Below are 18777 nucleotides of genomic sequence, written 5' to 3'. Positions count from 1 at the left end.
AATTCACTCTTGCGGTGAAGCCGAGAATTTATAACCCATACCCCATACGGTGAGTATGTGCTCAGGCTCAGCCGGGTTGCGCTCAATTTTTATCCGCAGGCGGTTAATATGGGTATTGACGGTATGCTCATACCCCTCGTGTTGATAGCCCCAGACCTGATTCAACAGGCTGAGGCGGGAAAATACTTTGCCGGGATGACGGGCAAAAAAGTACAACAGATCAAACTCCCGTGGCGTTAGTTCCACCGGCTGTTGGTTCAGAAAGACTTCGCGCGCAATAGGGTCGATGGTTAGCCCATCAAAACTCAGCGTTCCTGCTTCCATACGCAGATTCCGGGTCATTGCCTCCTGGCGGCGGAACAGGGCCTTTACTCGCGCGACCAGTTCCAGCATGGAAAACGGTTTGGCCAGGTAGTCGTCTGCCCCCAGTTCAAGGCCCAGCACGCGGTGGATCTCACTGGAACGGGCGCTGGTGATGATAATTGGCGTATAGCGCGCCATGCTGCGGGCGCGGCGGCAGATCTCCAGGCCATCGATACCCGGTAACATTAGATCGAGGATCAGCGCATCCCATCCACCTTGTTCCAACATCGCCATGCCAAGATTGCCATCGGCAGCGTGGCTGATGTTGTAACCTTCATCGCGCAGATGGAGCTGCAACAGCTCGGCGATGTTGCTGTCGTCCTCGACGATCAAGATTCGTTTTGCCTTATCCATTCTTCCCACCGCGTTTGACTGACCTTACTCAAGTCTACACAACACCTACCCCACGAGTTATCACATTTTATTTAACTTTGCGTGAGGTATTGGGGAACTGATTTCGCTAATACTTAAATGGTGAAAATTAATATGGGCAAGGAGAGAACTGATGGGCATGTCCATGACGCCAGAGAAACCGATTGTGATACACCCGCTTTGGCTCAGGCTTACGCACTGGTTGAATGCCTTGGCTATGTTGATCATGGTGACCAGCGGTTGGCGCATTTATAACGCTTCCCCGCTGTTTAACTTCAGGTTTATTAATGAATTAACGCTCGGGGGTTGGCTGGGCGGCGCGCTGCAGTGGCACTTTGCCGGGATGTGGCTGTTTGGTATCAATGGCCTGTGCTACTTGTTGATCAACCTGTTCAGTGGCCGCTTTAAACGCAAATTCTGGCCACTCAGCCCACGGCAGTTTTTTACCGATATCTGGGCAGCTTTGCGCGGCAAATTGCAACATGCCGATCTACGTCACTACAACATGGTGCAACGGGCGATGTATCTGTTCGTCATTGTAACCAGCGTGCTGATGGTGGTTTCCGGGCTGGTGATGTGGAAATCGGTGCAGTTCCCGCTGCTGCGCACCCTGCTGGGGGGCTATGAAGCCGCGCGTTATATCCACTTTTTTGCCATGACGGCGCTGGTCGGTTTTGTGGCAATACATTTAATCATGGTGGCCTTGGTGCCGCGTACTTTGCTCGCCATGCTGCGTGGCCGTTAAGGAGATACCGATGAAAACGGAAAAACAGCCTATCAGCCTGAGTGAAGGGCAGGATATCGTGAAAGAGGCGCAGCGCTTGCTGGCAAGTCACTTGGCATCCTCATCACGCCGCCGCTTTCTACGCAACGGTTTGACATTAGGTGGAGTGGCGATGCTTACCGGCTGCGATCTGAGCGACAACACCCATGTGGAACAGGCATTGAGCCGTATTTCGCGCTTTAACGATCGTGTTCAAGGTTGGTTATTCAATGCCGACCATTTAGCACCGGTATACCCGGAATCAATGATGACCCGGCCTTTCCCGTTCAACGCGTTTTATAGCGAGGACGAAGCGCCAGATATCAATGGCGATGATTACCGGCTGGAAGTGGCCGGGCTAGTGTTGCACAAGCAACCCTGGACGTTAGCGCAACTGCACCAAATGTCCCAGATCAGTCAGGTGACACGCCATATCTGTGTGGAAGGCTGGAGTGCTATCGGCAAATGGGGCGGGGTGCCGTTTGCTGAGTTTCTCAAAGCGATTGGCGCAGATCTGAATGCACGTTATATCGGTTTCAAGTGTGCCGATGACTATTACACCAGTATTGATATGGCCACGGCTCTGCACCCGCAAACCATTATGGCACTGACTTATGATGGTCAGATCCTGCCGCGCAAGTATGGTTACCCAATGAAATTACGTATGCCTACCAAGCTGGGCTACAAGAATCCGAAACATATTCAAGTCATCGAGGTGACTAATACTTTCCCTGGCGGTTACTGGGAAGATCAAGGCTACAACTGGTTCGGCGGCAGCTAAATGTCGTTTGAACCATCTAACCGCAGTCATAGTGCTGTTCAATGAGAGAAGGAAAAACCATGAAAAAGTTATTTGCAATGATGATGTGTAGTGCACTGATGTTGGGCGTTGCTGGGGCTAATGCGGCAGACAGCATGAGCAAAGACGCGATGAAAAAGGACGAAATGGGCCAAATGTCCCATGAAGGCATGGCTAAAGATGGCATGAAGAAAGATCACATGGGTAAGGATGCCATGAAACACGACGGCATGAAGAAAGATCATATGGGTAAGGATGCCATGAAACATGACGGCATGAAGAAAGACTCGATGGCCAAAGATGGGATGAAAAAAGACTCGATGGCCAAAGATGAGATGAAGAAAGATTCGATGGCCAAAGATGGCATGAGCCAGTAATCAGCTACGCTACCGGCGGCAATTACCGCCGGTGACGATCCAATCAGTAAGAGGTTTTATCATGAAAAACATTATGTTGATTTTAGCGCTTAGCTGCGCTTACGGGAGTGCCTTGGCAGCAACGCCGGTAACCATGGCCGAGGCACAAAGGCTACAAAAAATCGGTGAAGTTTCATCCCAGGCAACGACACTGGATAGTTTTGAACAGATGATTGCCGCAGATGCAGAGCGCAAAGGTGCCAGCGCTTACCGGATCACTTCGGCCACCGTCAATAATCATGTCTACGGCACGGCTGTATTGTACAAATAACCAGGGAGTAGGGCATGGCAGGTAGGAGACCGTGTGAAGGGCAGAGGCTCACTAGGCTGTGTCCCTTAATTGCCCGTGGTGCCGTCGCAGACCCAAAAGCCCGTTATCAAGGCGGAGGGTGAAGGGCAGAGTGGCCCTCTGTGCAAGCCCGACTTTACTTCGAACGGGCTTTTGGGGCGCGACCCTTCGGGCTGGGGCCATTTGCGCGCATTGCTGCGTTGTTCGCCGCTTATTTGGTCCACCAAACCTCGCGGCTCACGCCTTGCCCTGTGCGCAAATGACCGCCAGCGGCGCTCGCGTGCAATTAAGGGACACAGCCTAACCTCTGCCCTTTGACTTTGCGATTATCTGTCTGGGAAGGTTAGCGTATTGCCTGGTGCTTCACGGTGAATGTGCAGGAAGTTAAGGTGTTTTTCATATTGATCAAGGATATCGCCAATCACCTGCTCCTTGCTGTAATCCATCAGATCATTGCCCTGTGTGCCTTCCATCAGGAAGGTTTCTAACCGGTAATAATGAGACTTGCCGGAACGGGCTCGATAGGTGAAGCCCGGCACTGAATAACGCTGCGGCCAAATCTGATAGATAAAATTCTGTTCCTCACCCAGATGAACCAGTAATTCCAGGTGGGGGAGACGCTCTTCGTCTATCGGTGGAATTTCATTGAATGCGACCTTGGCAGAGCGCAACTCCAATTCCCGCGCGACTTCCAGCATGGCTGGGCGACAAACGGTATCCAACATCCTCTGTGTATATTGCGTCCCCGGATAGTTCATCACTCTCGACAACCGCTGTTTCCAGTTAAGCACATCATTAGTTGAAACCGGGGTAGGTGCAGAGATATTCAGCGCGCTGGCTTTGCGATAATCCTCGATGCGCAAGGATTTATACAAACCGGCCATGATAAAGAAAATCACGAAGCTGAATGGCAATCCCATAATGACGGTAGCGTTTTGCAGTGCTGACACGCCATTGGTCATCAACATACCGATAGTCAACAGGCCGATAGTAATAGACCAGAAAATGCGTAGCCAGTTTGGTGCATCGCTGTTGATTTCACTCAGCCGCGAGGTAAAGTTGCCCAGCACCAGCGAGCCGGAGTCGGCAGAGGTTACGTAAAACAGCAACCCGGTGATGGTTGCCACCGAGGCACTGAAGGTGAACCCCGGATACTGTGCCAGAAGGCTATAGAAACCACGCTCAGGATGCTGCATCACTTCCTGCGCAAAAGCCGTATTACCATGAATAATCTGGTAGAGCGCGCTGTTACCAAAGATCGACAGCCACAGCAGGGTAAACACAAATGGGATGATCAACGTGCCTACCACAAACTGGCGGATAGTCCGGCCACGGGAAATACGCGCCAAAAACAGCCCAACAAACGGCGACCACGCTACCCACCATGCCCAAAAGAACAGTGTCCAATTATTCATCCACTCAACGGGGCGATCAAAGGCAAAACTGTTGAGCGTCATCCCCATAAAGCGGTTGGTGTAATCACCAACGTTCAGCACCAGCGCATTGAGCAGAAACTCGGTATCGCCAGCAAACAGGATAAAGACGATCAGCCCCAGCGCCAGCAGCACGTTCAGCTCGGAAAGAATGCGGATACCTTTATTGACGCCGGAGGTGACCGAGATGGTGGCCATAATCACGGAAAGCAGGATCAGCGCGGCCTGTACTGTCAGGTTTTCCGGTATTTGAAACAGCACTTTCAACCCGTAGTTGAGTTGCACCACGCCAATTCCCAGGGTAGTCGCAATACCGAATATGGTGCCGATCACCGCCGCGATATCAACGCTATGGCCGATGGGGCCATTGATACGATTACCAAATATTGGATACAAAGCAGAACGAATAGTCAGCGGCAGATTATAACGATAGCTGAAGTAACCCAGAGCGATGCCCATCAGTGCATACATCGACCAGCCGGTCAGGCCATAGTGGAACAGTGTCCAGACCATGGCCTGACGTGCCGCTTCCAACGTCTGCCCCTCGCCTTCCGGCGGCATCATATATTGCGTGATCGGCTCGGCTACGGAGAAAAACATCAGGTCAATGCCGATCCCGGCGGCAAACAGCATTGCCGACCAACTCAATAGGCTAAATTCAGGTTTTGACTGTTCTGGACCCAGTTTGATCGAACCAAACCGTGAGGCGGCGATAAACAGCACGAACACGATGTATAAGGTGGCAGCCAGCAGATAGTACCAACCAAAGGTCGAGGACACCCAATTGAGAGTTTGGATTAGCCAGCGCCCGGAGAGCTCGGTGAAGAAAATGGTCATCAAGGTGAAAGCCAGTATCAATCCGGCCGAAGTGAAAAAAACCACCGGATTGAGTCGATCTTTTTGCGGTTTTGAGGAGTTTTCGCTGGTTGTCATCGTCTTCCTCTTTTTTTAATGACTAAGTAAAAAATCATGCCCACAACTGAGCAGGGACTCGCTGTCCATCGTGCCGGTAAGTGTGGAAAGAAGCCTGCGGCGAATTATTTGGCGCTGCCGTTGCAACGGTTAATTAAGCACTGGGTGGCTTGCAGGTGAGAACCGTACTCGCTGGTGCGCAAGTGGCTATGACGGTAACCCTTCGGTTTGATGAGGACTGATTTTGGTCAGGTTCGTTAAATACCTCACGAAAATCAGTGTGAAAAACAACTAAAAACACACCTTTTATTAACCTGCTGGCAATAAATATATTCAATTTTGATTGAACGTTCAATCAAAAAAAAGTTTAATAGTCAGCGTTGAGTCGTTTTTGAGAGCCAGAATCATGCCTAAGGTAGGGATGCAGCCAATAAGAAGGCAGCAGTTGATTGAAGCCACGTTGGCCACAGTCAATGAAGTGGGAATGCACGACGCCACCATCGCACAGATAGCGCGCCGAGCGGGGGTTTCCAATGGCATCATCAGCCATTACTTCAAGGATAAGAACGGATTGCTGGAAGCGACCATGCGCTATTTGATCGGCCATTTGGGTGATGCGGTGAAACTGCGGCTACAGGCGTTGGACGATAACAGCCCGACAGCGCGGTTGCAGGCGATTGTTGCCGGTAACTTTGACGTCAGCCAGACCAACAGTGCCGCAATGAAGACCTGGTTGGCTTTCTGGGCCAGCAGTTTACACCAGCCGCAGCTTAACCGGTTGCAACAGGTCAATGACCGTCGCTTATATTCCAACCTGTGTGCTGAGTTTCGCCGCGTAATGCCGCAACCGCATGCCAGGTTGGCGGCCAAAGGTCTGGCGGCATTGATCGACGGTTTATGGTTGCGTAGTGCGTTACGCGGAGTGGCATTCAACCAGCAACAGGCGACTGCGCTTGCCACCGAGTACATTGAATTTCAACTTGGGATGAATCGATCACCCTGAGTTAACCAGAGGAGAACTTAATGACCCGTTTTGGCTTACAGAAGCTCTATATCCATGGTGCCTATGTAGACAGTACCGAAGGTAAAACCTTCAATGCGGTTAACCCGGCCAATGGTGAAGTGATCGCCGAGGTTCAGGTGGCCAGTGCTGAAGATGTTAATCGTGCGGTGGCGAGTGCGGCCAGCGGGCAGAAGGTTTGGGCAGCAATGCCTGCAATGGCGCGCTCACGCATTTTGCGCCGTGCGGTGGATATCCTGCGTGAGCGTAATGATGAATTGGCAATGCTGGAAACGCTCGATACCGGTAAGGCACTGTCCGAAACCACGGTAGTGGACATTCAGACCGGAGCCGACGTGCTGGAATATTACGCCGGGTTAATCCCGGCGCTTGAAGGCCAGCAGATCCCATTGCGTGACACCGCCTTTGTTTACACCCGCCGTGAGCCTCTTGGCGTAGTTGCCGGTATTGGTGCATGGAATTATCCGATTCAGATCGCACTGTGGAAATCTGCTCCGGCATTAGCGGCAGGCAACGCCATGATCTTCAAACCCAGCGAGGTCACTTCACTGTCCGCGTTAAAACTGGCGGAGATCTATAGTGAAGCAGGGGTGCCCGACGGCGTATTCAACGTCGTTACCGGCATTGGCACACAAGTGGGGCAATATCTTACCGAGCATCCCGGCATTGCCAAAGTGTCCTTCACCGGTGGCGTGAAAACCGGCAAAAAAGTGATGGCTAATGCTTCTGCCTCCAGCTTGAAGCAGGTGACTATGGAGCTGGGAGGCAAATCGCCGCTGATCGTTTTCGATGACGCCGATCTGGATCGGGCAGCCGATATCGCCATGATGGCCAATTTCTACAGTTCCGGGCAGGTGTGTACCAATGGCACACGGGTGTTTATCCCCGAGACTCTGAAAACAGAGTTCGAAGCTAAAATCCTTGAGCGGGTAAAGCGTATCCGCTTGGGGGATCCCACCGATCCTGCTACCAACTTTGGTCCGTTGGTGAGTTTTGCTCATATGGAATCGGTACTGCGTTTTATCGAGAGTGGTAAAAGCAGCGGTGCACGCCTGCTTTGTGGCGGTGAGCGCGTCACTCAAGGAGCCTTTGGCAAAGGGGCATTCGTTGCCCCCACGGTGTTCAGTGACTGTCATGATGATATGACAATTGTCCGTGAGGAAATTTTCGGCCCGGTGATGAGTATTCTCAGCTATCAAAGCGAGGCTGAAGCGATCAGGCGCGCTAATGATACGGATTTCGGGCTGGCCGCTGGGGTGGTGACGCGGGATCTGGCGCGTGCACACCGGGTTATCCACCAGTTGGCAGCCGGAATTTGCTGGATCAATACCTGGGGCGAGTCACCGGCGGAAATGCCTGTCGGCGGGTATAAGCAGTCCGGCGTTGGCCGCGAAAATGGCCTGACTACGCTGGAACATTACACACAAGTCAAATCGGTACAGGTGGAGCTGGGCGACTATAGCTCCGTGTTCTGATTACCGTCCTGTTTTCTCTGATTTCCCCCTTTCCCCTGCCGCCAAACAGGCGGCTGAAGGCACTAAAGCCGCCATCAGCAAAATCACGCTGAGGATCACGCCCCTCTTTTTATGAAGAGGGCAGGCGGGGGCACTTTAACCAAAGGAGATAATTGATGGAATATGATTACATCATTATCGGTGCCGGTTCTGCCGGTAACGTCTTGGCGACACGCTTAACTGAAGATGCTGATGTCAGCGTTCTGCTGTTGGAGGCCGGTGGGCCGGATTACCGGATGGATTTTCGCACCCAGATGCCAGCGGCATTGGCTTTCCCATTGCAGGGGAGGCGCTATAACTGGGCTTACGAAACCGATCCTGAACCCCATATGAACCACCGCCGTATGGAGTGTGGCCGTGGTAAAGGCCTCGGCGGTTCATCACTGATTAACGGCATGTGTTACATCCGTGGTAATGCGTTGGATTTTGATCATTGGGCCAAAGCGACCGGGCTTGAAGACTGGAGCTATCTTGACTGCTTGCCCTATTTCCGCAAGTCGGAAACCCGCGATATCGGCCCTGATGATTATCATGGTGGGGAAGGGCCGGTCAGTGTGACCACACCGAAAACCGGCAACAACGAGCTGTTCCATGCCATGATTGAGGCCGGTGTTCAGGCCGGTTTTCCACGCACTTCAGACTTGAATGGTTATCAGCAGGAAGGTTTCGGCCCGATGGATCGTACCGTGACGCCGAATGGACGCCGTTCCAGTACGGCTCGTGGCTATCTGGATCAGGCGCGTTCACGTCCGAATCTGAAAATTGTTACCCATGCACTCACTGACCATATTGAGTTCAGTGAAAAACGCGCGGTCGGCGTTTGTTACCTGAAAGGCGATAGCAATCACCGTCATTCGGCCAGAGCCAAGCGCGAAGTGCTGCTGTGCGCTGGGGCAATTGCATCGCCGCAGATCCTGCAACGTTCCGGCGTTGGCCCGGCGGCGCTACTCAAGCGTCTGGAGATTAATCTGGTACACGATCTGCCTGGCGTTGGTGAGAATCTGCAGGATCATCTGGAAATGTACCTGCAGTATTCCTGTAAAAAACCGGTATCGCTCTACCCGGCATTACAATGGTTTAATCAGCCGAAAATCGGAGCCGAGTGGTTATTCAACGGTACCGGCATTGGGGCGAGTAATCAGTTTGAGGCTGGTGGTTTTATCCGCAGCAGTGCGGCCTTTACCTGGCCCAATATTCAGTATCACTTTCTGCCGGTAGCGATTAATTACAATGGCAGCAATGCGGTAAAAGAACACGGTTTTCAGGCCCATGTGGGCTCGATGCGTTCACCAAGCCGTGGCCGCATCCAGGTAAAGTCCAAAGATCCACGCCAGCATCCGAGCATTTTATTCAACTATATGTCAACCGAACAGGACTGGCAGGAGTTCCGCGATGCCATTCGCATCACGCGGGAGATCATGGCGCAACCGGCGTTGGATCAATACCGTGGTCGAGAAATCAGTCCGGGAGCTGAGATAAAAAGTGATCAACAGCTCGATGCGTTTATCCGCCAGCATGCGGAAACCGCCTTTCATCCTTCATGCTCGTGTAAAATGGGAGAGGACGCGATGGCGGTGGTCGATGGCCAAGGGCGGGTTCATGGAGTTGAAGGATTACGGGTAGTCGACGCCTCAATCATGCCGCAGATCATTACCGGTAACCTCAATGCAACCACTATCATGATCGCCGAGAAAATTGCCGATCGCATCCGCCAGAGGGAGCCATTAGCGCGCAGTACCGCAGAGTATCATGTTGCCACTGAGGGGCAGTAAGACGGGGTAACCCCCGTTGTAGTGGGGCAGTAAGCAAAGGCCATTGGCGATGCTCAATGGCCTTGATTTTTTCAGCTTAGTATCACTGGCCCATCCAGGCGGCGCAGTTTTCGTCCATACATTTGTAGTTGTAGAGCAGATGCAGACCAGGCGAACCGTGGTAATAGCCGGGTAAAGGGGCGATGCTTGACGATTTTTGGTCTGCCCCATCCTGTTGGGAACCTCGGCGATAGACTGCTGGCGTTTTGCCAAACTGCTTTTTAAATGCCCGCGAAAATGAAGGCTGGGAATCAAAATGGAACTGTAGAGCAATATCTAGAATGGGGCGAGGGGTCGCGCGTAGCGCCTGCGCAGCCTTCGACAAACGGCGTTCGCGAATGTAGCTGCCAAGTGCATAACCGGTAGTGCTGCGAAACATGCGTTGCAGGTGCCACTTGGAATAGCCTGATTTTGCCGCCACATTATCCAACAGCAGCGGCTGATCCAGGTGCGTTTCAATCCAGTCCAGCAAGTCGTGAATGATATTGGTGCGATCCATTATTTTAATTCTCCCGCGGTTACGACATTCAGGTCACATTGAAATAAGTGCCAATAATCCAAGAATATTCTTTGATAATAGGCTCGTATGGCGGGTTACGCAAGTATAAACTTGGTAAATCGAAGCAACTAAAGCGAAAGGCCAAAATGCAACTTTAAGGCTTTTACCCCTGCGGGAGTGAGCTGCAGTGCCCGGCTGTCGAGCTGGCGCCAGAGCCAGCCACGCCTCTCAAAGGCCGTCAGCATAGCAGCGCCCAGTGCACCACCGAGATGTGCCTTGCGTTCGCTCCAGTCCAGGCAATCGCAGGCGAAACGCCTCCGCGAAGGTGGTGCAGAACAATCGATACCGAGCTGTGTTAAAGCTGCCAGCCCTTGGTTGCTGAGTTGGTAGTCGTTTTCCCCTTCTAGCCAGCCCAGTTCCAGTAGCCGGTGATGCAATTGCACTGCAATTTCACCAGCAATATGGTCATAGCAGGTCCGAGCAAAACGAAGTGCGTCCGGGGTAGTGCTTTTGACTTTTGGTCGCTCCTCCCCGGCCAGAGCCATCAACATTTCCAGTGCGTCAGCCACCGGTTTGCCAGCTAGACGGTAGAAGCGATAGCGGCCCTGTTTCACGCAGGCGATAAGGTTCTGCTCCTGCAGGCGAGAGAGGTGGCTGCTGGCGGTGGAGGCTGCAACATCCACTGCGGCACTTAGCTCAGTAGCGGTATAGGCGCGCCCGTCCATTAGCAGGCACAGCATACGTGCCCGAGTGCGATCGGCAATGGCGGCAGTCAACGTTGCCAGACGGTCTTCAAGTGGGGTGTCATTCATACTTCGAGCATAATCGAAGTATCGGTTCTCGGCTACCCCGACAATGGCTCCTCCCTCATAAGCTAAAAAGGAGACTTCGATCATGGCCTGCCCATTCTCAGTGACATCGCGGCAAGCGGTATGTGAAGCATTAACTCATCGCGACCTCGGTGTTCGACCTGCCCATGAACCGGTACCCCCGGCGTTACTTGCCACACCGGCTCACCCAATATTTGCTTCTCTGGTTCGTATGCGCGATGACGGCGTGCAGCCGGAATTAAAGGCGGCGATTGGCGCGGCTTTAGACTCGTTCAGTGAAGATGACATTCGCCAGACCACTATCAAGGTAGCGCAACAGTTGGCTACTCGCCTGTCAACGGCGGAACAACTGACCCGCTTTAATTACTCTTTACCGATCTGCCTGTTGGCAGAAATGCTGGGAGTGGCCGTTCGGCAGCGCGACGCGCTGGTGGATGAAGTGATGGATTTTGTGCGCTGTATTGCCCCCGGTGGCAGCACTCAGCAAATGATCAGCGGAGCGCAGGCTGCTGGAAAATTACAGATCAGGATGCAACAAGCCGATGGCCCGCTGTTTCTCCGCCTGAGCCTGCAGATTGGCGATCGTTCACTGGCAGAGGCCAATGCCATCGGGCTGTTTTTTCAGGCTTGTGAAGGAACCGCCGGATTATTGGGGCAAACGTTGTTGTTGATGAGCCATCGTTCTGAATCAGCAGAATATTTGATCTCAGAGGTACTGCGGCAAACGCCACCCATTCATACTACTCGCCGCTTTGCTTTGCGGGATACGCAGCTGGACGGCCAGGCGCTGGTTAAAGGGCAATGCGTAACCATCCCATTGAAAACGGCTGAGGAAAGTTTTGCTTTCGGCTACGGTGTTCATCAATGCCCGGGTTCCCATTGGGCGAAAACCATAGCGCTGGCGGGGATCGACTATTTATCTGCCCTTAATTTCGACCCCAGTCTGTTGAGCTACTTCCGCTGGCGCATTTCGCAGAATGCGCACGTGCCAGAGTTCTATACTGCCAAGGAGCATAATAATGATTGCGGTGATTTTTGAATTGCAGGCTGCAGAAGGACAGCGGGAAACTTACCTTCAGTTAGCGGCGGAGTTGAAGCCGCTATTGGCGGAGATCGATGGTTTTATCTCGATTGAACGCTTTCAGAGTTTGACCGATCCCGAGAAATTACTCTCGCTCTCGTTCTGGCGTGACGAAGCGGCGGTACAGCAGTGGCGTAATCTGGAGCAGCATCGTCAGGCGCAGTCTCGCGGGCGGCACGGTGTACTGGAGCATTACCGGCTCCGGGTTGCCGACGTGGTCCGCGATTATGGGCTGGAGCCTAGGGAGCAAGCCCCGGCCGATAGCCGTAAGGTTCACGGTTGATTAGCATCCAAGTTACAGAAAGGCGGCAAGTGCTGTTCACCCGGGGTTGCGCACTTACCGCCTGCTTGATTATACAACCCGTTTAAGGCGCAACGGAGGTAGGTACCCACAGTCGTCTTTTTGCTGATTAAAAAACAACCAAAAATCCCTGCGATCTCTTACTGCCGTTATGGCATAATGCGCGCCAAATCACATTCCTAATTAAATTAAGAGCGAGCGCTGTGTTAAGCACTAACAACATCACTATGCAGTTCGGCAGTAAGCCGCTGTTTGAAAACATCTCAGTCAAGTTTGGCGGCGGTAATCGCTATGGTTTGATCGGAGCCAACGGCTGCGGAAAATCTACCTTTATGAAAATTCTGGGGGGCGATCTGGTACCGAGTGCCGGTAACGTCTTCCTTGATCCTAATGAGCGCTTGGGTAAATTGCGCCAGGATCAGTTCGCCTTTGAACAATTTAGCGTGCTCGATACCGTGATCATGGGCCACACCGAACTGTGGACCGTGAAGGAAGAGCGCGATCGCATCTATGCACTGGCAGAGATGAGCGAAGAAGACGGCTATAAAGTGGCCGATCTGGAAGTGGCCTATGGCGAGATGGATGGTTATACCGCAGAAGCCCGTGCCGGTGAACTGCTGCTTGGCGTCGGTATCCCGGTAGAACAGCACTATGGCCCGATGAGCGAGATTGCGCCCGGCTTCAAACTGCGTGTCCTGCTGGCACAGGCACTGTTCTCCGATCCAGAAATCCTGTTGCTCGACGAACCAACCAACAACCTGGACATCGATACCATCCGCTGGCTGGAGCAGGTGTTGAACGAACGCAGCAGCACCATGATTATCATTTCGCACGACCGTCACTTCCTCAACATGGTGTGTACTCACATGGCGGATCTGGACTACGGCGAACTGCGTGTCTACCCAGGTAACTACGACGAGTACATGACTGCCGCCACCCAGGCGCGTGAGCGCTTGATGGCAGATAACGCCAAGAAGAAGGCGCAGATTAACGAACTGCAGTCATTCGTCAGCCGCTTCAGTGCCAACGCCTCCAAATCCAAGCAGGCTACTTCCCGTGCCCGTCAGATCGACAAGATCCAGTTGGAAGAGGTTAAAGCCTCCAGCCGTCAGAACCCGTTCATCCGTTTTGAACAGGACAAGAAGCTGTTCCGTAATGCGCTCGAAGTGGAAGCGCTCAGCAAAGGTTTTGATAACGGCCCACTGTTCAGCAAACTCAACCTGATGGTTGAAGTTGGTGAGAAGATCGCCATTCTGGGGCCTAACGGTATCGGTAAATCAACCTTACTGAAAACGCTGGTGGGTGATGCGGAGCCGGATAACGGTAGCGTGAAATGGTCTGAAAACGCCAAGATCGGTTACTACGCGCAAGACCACGAGTATGAGTTTGACGAGACACTGACCGTATTCGATTGGATGAGCCAGTGGAAGCAGGAAAAAGACGACGAGCAGGCGGTCCGCAGCATCCTGGGGCGTCTGTTGTTCAGCCAGGACGACATCAAGAAGCGCGTGAAAGTGCTGTCTGGCGGCGAGAAAGGCCGCATGCTATTCGGTAAAATGATGATGCAGCGCCCGAACATTCTGGTTATGGATGAGCCAACCAACCACATGGATATGGAATCCATCGAGTCGCTGAACATGGCGTTGGAAATGTACGAAGGTACCTTGATCTTTGTTTCCCACGACCGTGAATTCGTCAGTTCATTGGCTACTCGTATTCTGGAAATGACGCCGAACAAGGTGATCGACTTTAGCGGCAACTACGAAGACTATCTACGTAGCCAGGGTATTAACTAAGCTCCCTGCCTGCTAGCCCCCTGGTCCAGCATCAGGGGGCTCCTTCGCTACACACTTCACAGTGCGGATCTTTCGGCAGTTTCATTTCGCGGAACTGCATGCTCATGGCATCCAGCATCAGCAGTTTACCCACCAGCGGTTGGCCATAACCGGTCAGTAATTTGATCGCCTCCATCGCCTGCAAACTCCCAATGGTGCCGACCAGTGGAGCCATTACCCCTGCTTCGACACAGGTCAGCGCGTTGTCACCGAACAGCCTGCTCAGGCAGCGGTAACAGGGTTCATCCGGCTGATAGGTGAATACGCTTAGCTGGCCCTCCATACGAATAGCGGCCCCTGAAACCAGTGGTTTACGCTGCGCATGGCAGAGGCGGTTTAGCCTGTCGCGGGTGGCAACATTATCGGTGCAGTCCAATACCACATCACAGGATGCTATCTGTGCTGCCAGTGACCGATCATCCAACTGACCGTCAACGATATCGATGTGAACATGCGGATTGATCGCGCTCAACTCAATGCGCGCCGACTCTACCTTCGGCATAGCTAGACGCGCATCCCGGTGCAGGATCTGCCGTTGTAAATTGGAGAGTGAAACCGTGTCGAAATCAACCAATGTCAGATGGCCGACGCCAGCTGCTGCCAGGTAAGGCGCAGCCGCGCAGCCTAAGCCACCCAGCCCGATAATCAGCACGTGCGACGCTTTCAGTTTTTCCTGGCCGTCAAAATCAAAGCCGCGCAATACGATCTGGCGGTTATAACGCAGCATTTCCGCATCGGTTAATTCCGGCAACATGTTCAGTTCCTCAGTAGCGCATTGAAAGGTTCGATCTCTACCGTTTCCCCCGCTGCTACTGAACCACGCTCCCGCTCCAGCACGATAAAACAGTTACCCTGGCTGTAAGAGCTGAACACGTGTGAACCTTGATGGCCTGTGGTGCTCACTACCAGTTCACCTTCGGCGTTGCTGGTGAAAATACCACGTTGGAAATCGAGGCGGCCCGGTGATTTTTTTAATGGTGTCAGTGCGCGAGCCTTGAGACGCGGTGGCATATGCCACTCTGTGTGGCCAGCCAGTTTGGCAAGCAGCGGTTGCACCAATTGGTAGAAGGTCAGTGCGGCAGAAACCGGGTTACCGGGCAGGCCACAGAACCAGGCATTCTGCAGTTTACCGAAAGCAAAAGGCTTACCTGGCTTGATTGCCAGCTTCCAGAAGCTGACGTTACCGAGTTCATCGAGCATTTGCTTGGTATAGTCCGCCTCACCCACAGAGACGCCGCCGCTGCTGATAACCACATCCGCTTCGCTATCCGCCTTGAGAAATGCCGCACGCAAAGCCGCCTGATCGTCGGGGATAATACCCAGATCAATAACGCTGCAACCCAGTTGTTCCAGCATTAACCGCACCGCAAAACGGTTGGTGTCGTAAATCTGGCCGTCTTGCAATGGCTGGCCGATGGGTTGCAGTTCATCTCCGGTAGAAAACAGCGCGACTTTCAGTTTGCGTATCACCTGCACATCGGCAACGCCGAGCGAGGCCAGCAAAGGAAGTTGGGCTGCCCCCAGCTTGACACCTGCTGGCAGCACGTTGGCCCCTTTCAGGATATCTTCCCCCGCCAAACGGATATTTTGCCCGGAATTTACTGTTGCATTGAACCGCACACCCGCTTCACTCACTTCCGCCTGCTCCTGCATGATCACTGCGTCGGCACCAAACGGAATGGGCGCGCCGGTCATGATGCGTATACAGCTATTGGCCGGCCAAACGCCGTTAAACGGAGCACCAGCAAAGGCTTTGCCCGCCACGGGCAGGGGGACGTTGGCCTGCAATTCACCAATACGCACCGCATAGCCATCCATCGCCGAGTTAGCAAACGGGGGCACAGCAATCGGTGAAATCACCGGCGTGGCGGTAATACGCCCAGCGGCGCTGGTCAGTGCTATGGATTCAGTCTGCTGCAAAGGCGATATCTGGCTGAGCATTTTATCCAGCGCCTGCTCAAGGGAAATGAGGTCAGAAGTATGGCAATGATCCATAAAGAAAACTCCGTAATCAGCGTGCGCGAATTTTTCGGCAAAGTGCGGCTATTATGGCAGATAACGCCGGATGGGAGAATGCGCAATGCCATTGCGGGCCGATCGTTTCAGTATGCAGCGGCGCTTTGGCCTCGCTTATTTACTGCCCAAGACCACCAGTGTGGTTTTAGGGGAAAAAGCCAGATAACGCCCTGTTTTTATAACATTAAGGTTTATCACCGCACGAAATATTCTAAGCAGACTACGCTTAGAGCTTGCCGGCTAGTTAGCGCTTTACATCGCTTGCCGAGCTAAATATAGTCGAAAAGGGCAGAATAATAATTAACCTCCTGTTTTTCGCTGCGTAGCCAGATTGTTGCAACTTGAATTTATGTGGGTGTCTTAGGCTGCGGTGTTGGCTTGATGAGGTTAATACAGAGCGTCAGATTAATAAAAAATAACTGATTGCCATTGAAAAATGCAGAGACGGCACCGCGGTTTTGGTTATTTCGGTGCCGTCTTCCATCGGTATCTATACCCAAAAAAATTCGAGTTGCTTGTAGGCGGCAAGCTTGCGAGGCCCCAGGAGCATAGATAACTATGTGACTGGGGTGAGTAAGCGCGGCCAACACCCAAGCAACTTGAAGTATAAAGGGTATAAATATGTTTACCGGGAGTGGTTATGACCGATGCCGTAATCTTTTCACCGGCAGAGAGTGAGTTGCTGCTACCGCCACAGCGTGTATTGGCGGTGAGCGATCTGAGCGTGCAATTTCGCCAGGAAGGTGACACTGTGGCAGCCGTTCGCCAACTGGCTTTTGAGGTTGATCGCGGCGAAACCTTGGCGATTGTCGGTGAGTCCGGCTCAGGAAAATCGGTGACTTCTCTTGCCCTGATGCGTTTGGTGGAGCAAGGTGGCGGTGACATAACCAGCGGCGCGATGCATTTTCGCCGTCGTAATGGTCAGGTGCTTGATCTGGCCAAGGCAAAGCAGAGCACTCTGCGTACCTTGCGCGGTGCCGATATGGCAATGATTTTTCAAGAACCTATGACCTCGCTGAACCCGGTATTTCCTGTGGGGGAGCAGATCGCCGAGTCGTTGCGGTTGCACCAAGGGATGGATCACCGGCACGCCAAACGTGAAGCGCTGAATATGCTTGATCTGGTGCGTATTCCTGACGCGAAGAATGTGCTCGAGCGCTATCCGCATCAGCTTTCTGGGGGAATGCGCCAAAGGGTGATGATTGCCATGGCGCTGTCATGCAAACCGGCGCTGTTGATTGCCGATGAACCCACCACTGCGTTAGATGTGACTATCCAGGCGCAAATCTTGCAGTTGATCCGCGTATTACAGCAGGAAATGCAGATGGGGGTGATCTTCATTACCCACGATATGGGCGTAGTGGCAGAGATTGCCGATAGGGTGCTGGTCATGCACCAGGGAGAAAAGGTCGAGCAGGGGGATGTGCGTGCGTTATTTGCTGCTCCGCAGCAGGCTTACACGCGGGCTCTACTGGCGGCGGTACCGCAACTGGGGGCGATGGCGAAGAAAGACTTCCCGGCCAAATTCCCCTTGCCTGGGGTGAATGATACTGACCAACATCAAGATACGATCCCTGCCGGAGCTCCGCCCATTCTGCAGGTAGAGGGGCTAGTTACCCGCTTTGACCTGCGTAGCGGTATTCTCAACCGTGTGACACGCCGGGTTCATGCGGTGGAAAATATCAGCTTTGATCTTTTCCCTGGTGAGACTCTTGGTCTGGTTGGGGAGTCTGGTTGCGGTAAATCCACCACCGGGCGTTCGCTATTAAAGCTGGTAGACAGCCAGCGCGGTACCATCACCTTCAATGGTCAGAAAATCAATGCATTAAAAGGTGCCGCTTTACAGCATCTGCGGCGCGATATTCAATTTATCTTTCAAGATCCCTTCGCTTCTCTCGATCCGCGTCTGACTGTTGGTTTTTCTATTATGGAGCCGCTGCTGATACACAAAGCCGCCCACGGTAAAGAAGCAGAGAAACGCGTGGCCTGGCTGCTGGAGCGAGTAGGGTTGAAGCCGGAACATGCGCGGCGATATCCGCATGAATTTTCTGGGGGGCAGCGCCAGCGTATCTGTATCGCTCGCGCGTTGGCACTCAATCCGAAAGTGGTGATCGCTGATGAGGCGGTTTCAGCACTGGATGTTTCCATCCAGGCGCAGATCGTCAACCTGCTACTCGATCTGCAGCGCGAGTTGGGTATCGCCTTTCTGTTTATTTCCCATGATATGGCGGTGGTGGAACGCATCAGCCACCGTGTGGCAGTGATGTATCTTGGCCAGATTGTCGAAATTGGCCCACGCCGTGCGGTATTCGAAAACCCACAGCACCCTTACACCCGTAAGCTGATGGCCGCAGTGCCGGTCGCCGATCCTGCTCATGTCAATAAGCGCCAGTTGCTGCTGGCAGATGAAATTCCCAGCCCGATCCGCATGCTGGGTGACGAACCCGTTACCGCACCTTTAGTGCAGGTTGGGTCGGGGCATTTTGTGGCCCGCCACCCGATTGCCGGTGCCTTTTAGCCTT

Annotated in this window: 17 protein-coding genes; 11 read left to right on the top strand and 6 right to left on the bottom strand. The window is 53.0% G+C overall.

The window, feature by feature from the left end:
• Nucleotides 1–3: 3 nt before the first annotated feature.
• Nucleotides 4–717 carry a response regulator transcription factor gene (locus tag SAQUA_RS15800; RefSeq protein ID WP_380680441.1) on the bottom strand — a complete coding sequence of 238 codons (714 nt, stop codon included), beginning with the start codon at nucleotides 715–717 and terminating at the stop codon, nucleotides 4–6.
• Nucleotides 718–868: 151 nt separating this feature from the next.
• Between SAQUA_RS15800 and SAQUA_RS15795 the strand changes: the two genes are divergently transcribed.
• From SAQUA_RS15795 to SAQUA_RS15780, 4 genes are all read left to right on the top strand, one after another.
• A complete protein-coding gene (locus SAQUA_RS15795) occupies nucleotides 869–1480 on the top strand; it encodes a cytochrome b/b6 domain-containing protein (RefSeq protein ID WP_380680438.1) in 612 nt (203 codons plus the stop codon).
• Between the two features lie 10 nt (nucleotides 1481–1490).
• The gene (locus SAQUA_RS15790) at nucleotides 1491–2279 is read left to right on the top strand and encodes a molybdopterin-dependent oxidoreductase (RefSeq protein ID WP_380680435.1); all 789 of its coding nucleotides are present in this window, start codon (nucleotides 1491–1493) and stop codon (nucleotides 2277–2279) included.
• Between the two features lie 59 nt (nucleotides 2280–2338).
• Complete coding sequence (locus SAQUA_RS15785) at nucleotides 2339–2674, top strand: pentapeptide MXKDX repeat protein (RefSeq protein ID WP_380680432.1); 336 nt, start codon at nucleotides 2339–2341, stop codon at nucleotides 2672–2674.
• A gap of 61 nt (nucleotides 2675–2735) precedes the next feature.
• Complete coding sequence (locus SAQUA_RS15780) at nucleotides 2736–2984, top strand: YdgH/BhsA/McbA-like domain containing protein (protein WP_380680429.1); 249 nt, start codon at nucleotides 2736–2738, stop codon at nucleotides 2982–2984.
• A gap of 344 nt (nucleotides 2985–3328) precedes the next feature.
• Here the strand turns inward: SAQUA_RS15780 and SAQUA_RS15775 are convergent, their stop codons facing one another.
• Nucleotides 3329–5368, bottom strand: coding sequence for a choline transporter (locus SAQUA_RS15775; protein ID WP_380680426.1), 2040 nt, complete (start codon nucleotides 5366–5368; stop codon nucleotides 3329–3331).
• A 385-nt stretch (nucleotides 5369–5753) separates the two neighbouring features.
• Between SAQUA_RS15775 and betI the strand changes: the two genes are divergently transcribed.
• The 3 genes from betI to betA all read left to right on the top strand — a co-directional run bounded on the left by betI (nucleotide 5754) and on the right by betA (nucleotide 9654).
• A complete protein-coding gene (gene betI, locus SAQUA_RS15770; protein ID WP_380680423.1) occupies nucleotides 5754–6350 on the top strand; it encodes a transcriptional regulator BetI in 597 nt (198 codons plus the stop codon).
• A 20-nt stretch (nucleotides 6351–6370) separates the two neighbouring features.
• On the top strand, nucleotides 6371–7843 hold the full coding sequence (gene betB / locus SAQUA_RS15765) for a betaine-aldehyde dehydrogenase (protein ID WP_380680420.1): 1473 nt from the start codon (nucleotides 6371–6373) through the stop codon (nucleotides 7841–7843).
• Between the two features lie 155 nt (nucleotides 7844–7998).
• Nucleotides 7999–9654 (top strand): choline dehydrogenase, encoded by a 1656-nt coding sequence (gene betA, locus SAQUA_RS15760; RefSeq protein WP_380680417.1) that lies wholly within the window; start codon nucleotides 7999–8001, stop codon nucleotides 9652–9654.
• Between the two features lie 82 nt (nucleotides 9655–9736).
• Here the strand turns inward: betA and SAQUA_RS15755 are convergent, their stop codons facing one another.
• A complete protein-coding gene (locus SAQUA_RS15755) occupies nucleotides 9737–10192 on the bottom strand; it encodes a helix-turn-helix domain-containing protein (RefSeq protein WP_380680414.1) in 456 nt (151 codons plus the stop codon).
• A gap of 128 nt (nucleotides 10193–10320) precedes the next feature.
• The gene (locus tag SAQUA_RS15750; protein ID WP_380681208.1) at nucleotides 10321–11004 is read right to left on the bottom strand and encodes an ArsR/SmtB family transcription factor; all 684 of its coding nucleotides are present in this window, start codon (nucleotides 11002–11004) and stop codon (nucleotides 10321–10323) included.
• An 82-nt stretch (nucleotides 11005–11086) separates the two neighbouring features.
• Between SAQUA_RS15750 and SAQUA_RS15745 the strand changes: the two genes are divergently transcribed.
• The 3 genes from SAQUA_RS15745 to SAQUA_RS15735 all read left to right on the top strand — a co-directional run bounded on the left by SAQUA_RS15745 (nucleotide 11087) and on the right by SAQUA_RS15735 (nucleotide 14200).
• Nucleotides 11087–12061, top strand: a complete 975-nt coding sequence (locus SAQUA_RS15745) for a cytochrome P450 (protein ID WP_380680411.1) — start codon at nucleotides 11087–11089, stop codon at nucleotides 12059–12061.
• Nucleotides 12042–12386, top strand: coding sequence for an antibiotic biosynthesis monooxygenase family protein (locus SAQUA_RS15740; protein WP_380680408.1), 345 nt, complete (start codon nucleotides 12042–12044; stop codon nucleotides 12384–12386). The genes SAQUA_RS15745 and SAQUA_RS15740 overlap by 20 nt, the downstream gene beginning before the upstream one ends.
• Nucleotides 12387–12607: 221 nt before the next feature.
• A complete protein-coding gene (locus SAQUA_RS15735) occupies nucleotides 12608–14200 on the top strand; it encodes an ABC-F family ATPase (RefSeq protein WP_380680405.1) in 1593 nt (530 codons plus the stop codon).
• A 31-nt stretch (nucleotides 14201–14231) separates the two neighbouring features.
• Here SAQUA_RS15735 and moeB read toward each other — a convergent pair whose 3' ends face one another.
• On the bottom strand, nucleotides 14232–14993 hold the full coding sequence (gene moeB, locus SAQUA_RS15730; protein WP_380680402.1) for a molybdopterin-synthase adenylyltransferase MoeB: 762 nt from the start codon (nucleotides 14991–14993) through the stop codon (nucleotides 14232–14234).
• A 2-nt stretch (nucleotides 14994–14995) separates the two neighbouring features.
• Complete coding sequence (gene moeA / locus SAQUA_RS15725) at nucleotides 14996–16234, bottom strand: molybdopterin molybdotransferase MoeA (RefSeq protein WP_380680399.1); 1239 nt, start codon at nucleotides 16232–16234, stop codon at nucleotides 14996–14998.
• A 661-nt stretch (nucleotides 16235–16895) separates the two neighbouring features.
• Here moeA and gsiA point away from each other — a divergent pair.
• Nucleotides 16896–18773, top strand: a complete 1878-nt coding sequence (gene gsiA / locus SAQUA_RS15720; protein WP_380680396.1) for a glutathione ABC transporter ATP-binding protein GsiA — start codon at nucleotides 16896–16898, stop codon at nucleotides 18771–18773.
• The last annotated feature ends 4 nt before the right edge of the window (nucleotides 18774–18777 follow it).

Origin of the sequence: Serratia aquatilis, from assembly GCF_044865145.1 — a bacterium.
In the GTDB taxonomy this organism is placed as follows: domain Bacteria; phylum Pseudomonadota; class Gammaproteobacteria; order Enterobacterales; family Enterobacteriaceae; genus Chania; species Chania aquatilis.
The sequence above is the reverse complement of the archived record's forward strand: the minus strand, read 5'-3'. Positions and strand labels throughout refer to the sequence as shown.

Bases quoted from the DNA above. Each gene is read 5' to 3' on its own strand.
- SAQUA_RS15755 (WP_380680414.1), bottom strand. From the start codon at position 10,192: ATGGATCGCACCAATATCATTCACGACTTGCTGGACTGGATTGAAACG.
- SAQUA_RS15750 (WP_380681208.1), bottom strand. From the start codon at position 11,004: ATGAATGACACCCCACTTGAAGACCGTCTGGCAACGTTGACTGCCGCC.
- moeB (WP_380680402.1), bottom strand. From the start codon at position 14,993: ATGTTGCCGGAATTAACCGATGCGGAAATGCTGCGTTATAACCGCCAG.
- betB (WP_380680420.1), top strand. From the start codon at position 6,371: ATGACCCGTTTTGGCTTACAGAAGCTCTATATCCATGGTGCCTATGTA.
- betA (WP_380680417.1), top strand. From the start codon at position 7,999: ATGGAATATGATTACATCATTATCGGTGCCGGTTCTGCCGGTAACGTC.
- SAQUA_RS15800 (WP_380680441.1), bottom strand. From the start codon at position 717: ATGGATAAGGCAAAACGAATCTTGATCGTCGAGGACGACAGCAACATC.
- SAQUA_RS15740 (WP_380680408.1), top strand. From the start codon at position 12,042: ATGATTGCGGTGATTTTTGAATTGCAGGCTGCAGAAGGACAGCGGGAA.
- SAQUA_RS15785 (WP_380680432.1), top strand. From the start codon at position 2,339: ATGAAAAAGTTATTTGCAATGATGATGTGTAGTGCACTGATGTTGGGC.
- betI (WP_380680423.1), top strand. From the start codon at position 5,754: ATGCCTAAGGTAGGGATGCAGCCAATAAGAAGGCAGCAGTTGATTGAA.
- SAQUA_RS15790 (WP_380680435.1), top strand. From the start codon at position 1,491: ATGAAAACGGAAAAACAGCCTATCAGCCTGAGTGAAGGGCAGGATATC.
- SAQUA_RS15780 (WP_380680429.1), top strand. From the start codon at position 2,736: ATGAAAAACATTATGTTGATTTTAGCGCTTAGCTGCGCTTACGGGAGT.
- gsiA (WP_380680396.1), top strand. From the start codon at position 16,896: ATGACCGATGCCGTAATCTTTTCACCGGCAGAGAGTGAGTTGCTGCTA.
- SAQUA_RS15775 (WP_380680426.1), bottom strand. From the start codon at position 5,368: ATGACAACCAGCGAAAACTCCTCAAAACCGCAAAAAGATCGACTCAAT.
- SAQUA_RS15745 (WP_380680411.1), top strand. From the start codon at position 11,087: ATGGCCTGCCCATTCTCAGTGACATCGCGGCAAGCGGTATGTGAAGCA.
- moeA (WP_380680399.1), bottom strand. From the start codon at position 16,234: ATGGATCATTGCCATACTTCTGACCTCATTTCCCTTGAGCAGGCGCTG.
- SAQUA_RS15795 (WP_380680438.1), top strand. From the start codon at position 869: ATGGGCATGTCCATGACGCCAGAGAAACCGATTGTGATACACCCGCTT.